Here is a 4902-nt window from a genome sequence, read left to right as displayed (position 1 = left end):
CAACGGTTAAATAGTAAAGTTTAGCTAAATCAAAAAGCGCTCTCCCAGATTGGGAAGGCGCTTTTTAGTGTCAACGATAATAGCGCTTAATTCTGGCAGCGCATTCTTAGTTGAGCGTGCAGTAGTGTAAAAACAACTCACTTCCAACTTGACGAGTTTCAACAAGTTGCAGATGAGGAGCAGCATTGGGAAGAAAACCCTCTCCCTCTACTGGGGTAAGGGCGTCCTTTCCTCCATAAATGAGGGGCCAAATTGTCAACCACCAATCGTCAATTCGCCCAGCCTTTACTAGAGAAGCTGTTAAAGAGCCGCCTCCCAAAGCAACGACCTTGTGAATACCCCGCTTTGCCATCAAGCTGTAGGCTCGATCCCAGTCCAGGTCTGTATCTCCCAAATCAATTAATTCAGCCAGTTTTTGCAAGGTTGTTGTATCAGAACTGCGCTCCAAACCGATTCGTGTCGTAAATATCCATCGCTCAATGTCCTCGCTCAAAAAAGCGAAGTCCAGCGATAGGTCAAGGGAACCTGAGACAACGCAGATAATGGGCTGAGGAGACTGACCCCGAACCTCACGTGCTGCTAACAATTCGGGATTGCGAATTGTAAAAGTTACCTCTTCTTCAGCCCGAATCGTCCCTGCTCCTACCAGAATAAGATCAGCAAGGGAAACTTGATACTCTACGTGCGCTTGATCAGCGGCATCGGAATCACGGTGTGCTTTAGGATCTACGGCGCTAATCTTTCCATCGACCGTCATTGCAAAAACCACAGTTGTTTGGATAGCTGACATGATTACGTTCTGACAGTTCTTTGTAATTTTACCTTTTTGAATTCTTTGCCATGAATAGTTGTTGCATTGTGCTTTAAATCACTTTTCAAACTATGGCTCAAGGTGGTAAAAGAATTCTTGTTGGATGATTAGCAAGAGTCAATTTCTTTACACCTAAGAGACTGTCATGCCCAAACGCATATCTGCAATTGTAGTTGTCTTAATTTTAATTTTGGGGTTTGCATCTCTAGTTGAGGCTGGAACTCCCCGTTCAACTTGGGTGGAGAATGAAATTTACCAATACAACCATCCCTTTGCTTCTCAATTGCCTCAAGAACTGGCAACGAAAATGCAAAAAATGACAGCTAGCCCCTTCGCTTTTTATCGGGGGACGGCTCACATTTTCTATCGTGATATGCAGATGCCAAGTTCAGGAAGCGTCTTGTTTTAATTAATAATTTTTAATTTTTAATCTTCGAGAAGCGACTTGACAATCACCACCAAAGCAATGCTATCCAATACTGATTCCTTGGTTGGCTACACTTTTCAGGTTTAGGGGAAAAAGGGAATGGGATTGCGGTTTGAATTCACCTTTCCCCTTTGCCCTCTGGCAGCACCCACTACTAAAAGAGATATTTTCCACAGATGGAGGCGAGCAGGTGATGGACTTGTGGAGCGATCGCCATTACTCATGGATTATAAAGACGAAGCTCGATTATTGTTTCGCTTTTTGTAATTACTTAATCTCCTTTCGCAATAATTCTGGAATCTGAGAAGGACGTTCAGCTACTGGAACTTGCGCTTCTTTTAAAGCAGCTAATTTACTTTGGGCTGTGCCAAAATTAGGATCGCGTCCGATAACCGTTGCTAAAGTCCCAGTTTGACGCCAACTCTTTCCTGGTGGCGCTTGTCTCCCTGCAATGTAGGCAATTACTGGTTTATCAATTGCCTCAGCAATGTACCGGGCTGCTGCTTCTTCACTACCACCACCAGGTTGACCGACTAAAACTATCGCCTGTGTGGTTTCATCCTCATCGAGAATTTGCAGCCATTGGAGAAAGGAAGAACCGACGATCGCATCACTACCAATACTGACACTAATGGACTGCCCCAAACCGGCTTTTGTTAATTCGTAAGCAACTTCGTAGGTGAGGGTGCTGCTACGACTAACGATCCCCACTGTTCCAGGAGTATAAAACTCACTAGGTTGAGTACCCAAAAGAATTTTTCCCGGCACAATGATCCCAGGACTGTTGGGCCCGATTACCAAAGTTTCACATGCCTCGGCTTTGCGGAGTAATTGCACCATATCCAAAGGCGGCACGCCAGCGGTAATAATAATGATCTGGCCAATATGAGATGCGATCGCCTCTAATGCCGCATCTAGCACGTCGTAAGGATCTACACAGATAATTGTGGTGTCAATTGCCCCAAATTGTTCTATTACCTCCTCTACTAAGTCAAATACTGGCAGTCCATGCAGTTCCTGTCCGCCACATCCAGGATTGACACCGGCTACTAAATTCGTGCCATAAGCTTGCATTTGAGCAACATGAGTGCCTGATATAAATTCACAAAAGCCTTGAATTAACACTTTGCTATCTGGCGTTAGGTTCATAAAAAATTACTCTAAGTTTGGCAACCCAGTCCCTTGAATTACTGGCCATAAAAACGACACATTTACAGTGTCGCATTGATTCAATTTTTACTGAAATTACAAAAACTAGTTTTGAGGCTGAGTGTTCCAAAAATCGGAAAACCCGCCTCTAGCTAGGAATATTCAGTTTGAATGTACTATATAATTTAGTCCCAGGAAGCAAAGCTGTACTTGTTTTCAGCATCAAATTCAAAAATTTATGCCCTGCGGTAAAAATTAATAATTTCTGATTTTTGAATTGTCACAAAATGACACTCACTATTTCCTATGAGCTCTTGGTTTAGCAAGACGAACTGCTGCCGCCACTGCCTCATCTAAATTTTCTACCACAAGGAGCGCGTCGTTGTGGGTTTTTAGTGTTGCTAAATATTGTCTAGCAGCATTAAATTCAGAACCAGCAAGACGGACAACTAAGGGTGAAAAATTCTGCTCTCGCCGACTTTTACTACCATTAGAATGTACAACTTGTGATTGAAGTTCGCTGTTGTCTTGCTGCACAACTCTGGCTATAACTTCAGCCACTTCCTCAGTTAGAGGAATGCTACCCAGAAAGTTAATTAGTATTACTTGAATGCTTTTGTCAGCCTCCAGGATTTTCAGACCTATCTCTAGGCGATCGCAGAAGGTAGTTGGTGTCGTATCTGTCAGGAAAACATGACGTAGATTTAAACAAACACCTGGATTACCACCAGCATTAGCGACTAAATCCAAAGTTGCCATCACTGAACCAGTACCATTACCTAAAATACCGATTTTACCATGCATTTTCACACCATCCCAGTCACCCAAAATACCATTGATTTCAGTACTGGTATGACGGCTGATAATTTTTGCCGCCATCTCGGCAAGATCGGGATGACGCTTGATCGCCCGTTCGTTGACCCTGACTTTACCATTAAGAGCCATAACTTGATTAGTAGCACTGACTGCCAAGGGATTAATTTCGACTAAATCCAGGTCTTTTTGCACAAATAACTGGTACATTTTCTCTACAACGCTGCTTACCGACTGCATCAGCGTCCCCTGTAAACCCATTTTCAAAGCCAATCGTCGGGCATAAAATGGCGAGAATTCCTGTTCCACAACAACATAGTGCATTTTTTCCCCAGCGGATTCCCAATCGATGTTTGCTTCTTTGCAACCTAAAAGTACCGGTCGGCAGACAGCAGTATCTAAAACTACCGCTAGATAAAATTCCTGGTTAGCGTCGTATTGGGATTCTGCCAGCACAACTTCTGGCAATTCGCCCCATATTGGTAGACTAAAGATATTTTGAGCAGCGGCGATCGCATCGATAGTCGTTTCGGCAAACCTGACTCCACCTGCTTTTGCCCGTTCCGCTCCATGTACTTGAGATTTCAGTACAATTGGAAAGCGAATTTTTAAACGTTTCAAATCTGTAGGATGGTCAATTCGTTGTGAAGGCAATACAGGAATGCCTATTTTCCCAAACCATTCTTTAACTTGATACTCTAATAAATCCATTGATACACCTTGTATTGACACTTTCCCAGCCTTTAGTTAGTGCTGTCTTAATATTTTGCAGCACCTTTATTGCAGAATTAAGCTTTTGGCAGCTATAAAAATTTATTTTTCACGGATCAATTTTATCGAATTAAGCAAATGAGGCACATTAATTTTGATAGCCAACCTGTTTGTGCCAGAGCCACAACACGAAATTAATCTCCTCAGTAAGTTTCTCAGCATAGAAGATAACTACCATTTCTGTCAAAACCCTCTAATATCACATCGTTTCCTTAACCTTTGGATAAATTTGTCACAACTGTGCAACTAGAATTTTGCACAGCAGTAGCTCCTGTGAATTTAATTGTCACGAAATAATGCGGTGGAAATACTCAAAAACTCTATTATTCCCATTTTTCATTTGTAATTTATATCTGAAGACAGATTATTTAATTTTGCATCTAGTGCAGTTAAAATGTAGCGGCATGAATAATTACTGCTCTTTGAATTTTTGGTGAAAAGTTAAAATTTGTGTTAGAAAGTTGGTCGTTCAGATTTTCAGGCTGTAGTTGGTTAAACTGTGCATTTGCATTCAACAAACCTAAAAAGTTCATTTCATCTCCTTAAAGATAATCAAAACAATATAGAAGTTCAGCGGGAAAGCTCTATGAAAGTAGCAGTCCAGCAGGAAGATTTACAACTTTTAGCCAAAACTTTGCAGGAACAATTACTTGTAGAAGTCTCAACGGCTGAAGTCTTCGAGGTTAAGTGTGCCGTCAATAAAGACGGGCTAATGATTTTAACGCAACATGAATCAGATGTAATAGTTGACGCTCAGATAATCTTTGCAGTCCTTGAGAAAGGACTTCAGTCTATAGCACCCAACAGAGAGCAGCGAGTGCAATGTTTCCTCAGAGTTTCTGGTGAACAACTCCCTTATGCCAAATGTTTTCTACCCCTGAAGCAGAGGGGGGGATGGGGAGATGAGGAAGATGGGGAACCAGGGGAAGCA

At 42.2% G+C, this 4902-nt stretch carries 5 protein-coding genes and 1 pseudogene; 3 read left to right on the top strand and 3 right to left on the bottom strand.

Features of this window, described 5'->3' with window-relative positions; all coding sequences use genetic code 11:
* Nucleotides 1-106: 106 nt before the first annotated feature.
* Complete coding sequence (locus Q0541_RS07200; RefSeq protein ID WP_298907558.1) at nucleotides 107-790, bottom strand: RibD family protein; 684 nt, start codon at nucleotides 788-790, stop codon at nucleotides 107-109.
* A 166-nt stretch (nucleotides 791-956) separates the two neighbouring features.
* Here Q0541_RS07200 and Q0541_RS07195 point away from each other — a divergent pair, with 166 nt between their 5' ends.
* Nucleotides 957-1220 (top strand): DUF2252 family protein, encoded by a 264-nt coding sequence (locus Q0541_RS07195; RefSeq protein WP_298907556.1) that lies wholly within the window; start codon nucleotides 957-959, stop codon nucleotides 1218-1220.
* A 117-nt stretch (nucleotides 1221-1337) separates the two neighbouring features.
* Nucleotides 1338-1505, top strand: a complete 168-nt coding sequence (locus Q0541_RS07190; protein ID WP_298907555.1) for a hypothetical protein — start codon at nucleotides 1338-1340, stop codon at nucleotides 1503-1505.
* Here Q0541_RS07190 and Q0541_RS07185 read toward each other — a convergent pair whose 3' ends face one another.
* Both Q0541_RS07185 and Q0541_RS07180 read right to left on the bottom strand, forming a co-directional pair.
* Nucleotides 1506-2387 (bottom strand): CoA-binding protein, encoded by an 882-nt coding sequence (locus Q0541_RS07185; RefSeq protein ID WP_298907553.1) that lies wholly within the window; start codon nucleotides 2385-2387, stop codon nucleotides 1506-1508.
* Between the two features lie 297 nt (nucleotides 2388-2684).
* On the bottom strand, nucleotides 2685-3911 hold the full coding sequence (locus Q0541_RS07180) for a succinate--CoA ligase subunit beta (protein WP_298907552.1): 1227 nt from the start codon (nucleotides 3909-3911) through the stop codon (nucleotides 2685-2687).
* A gap of 646 nt (nucleotides 3912-4557) precedes the next feature.
* Here Q0541_RS07180 and Q0541_RS07175 point away from each other — a divergent pair.
* Nucleotides 4558-4902, top strand: a pseudogene (locus Q0541_RS07175) (hypothetical protein); the annotation flags it as partial.

It is taken from the genome of uncultured Nostoc sp. (genome assembly GCF_937863485.1).
Taxonomy (GTDB): domain Bacteria; phylum Cyanobacteriota; class Cyanobacteriia; order Cyanobacteriales; family Nostocaceae; genus Nostoc.
Note: the sequence above shows the minus strand (reverse complement) of the source record. Positions and strands in the feature narration are given on the sequence as shown.

Coding starts and splice junctions, on each gene's coding strand:
- Q0541_RS07195 (WP_298907556.1), top strand. CDS start 957: ATGCCCAAACGCATATCTGCAATTGTAGTTGTCTTAATTTTAATTTTG.
- Q0541_RS07190 (WP_298907555.1), top strand. CDS start 1,338: ATGGGATTGCGGTTTGAATTCACCTTTCCCCTTTGCCCTCTGGCAGCA.
- Q0541_RS07185 (WP_298907553.1), bottom strand. CDS start 2,387: ATGAACCTAACGCCAGATAGCAAAGTGTTAATTCAAGGCTTTTGTGAA.
- Q0541_RS07180 (WP_298907552.1), bottom strand. CDS start 3,911: ATGGATTTATTAGAGTATCAAGTTAAAGAATGGTTTGGGAAAATAGGC.
- Q0541_RS07200 (WP_298907558.1), bottom strand. CDS start 790: ATGTCAGCTATCCAAACAACTGTGGTTTTTGCAATGACGGTCGATGGA.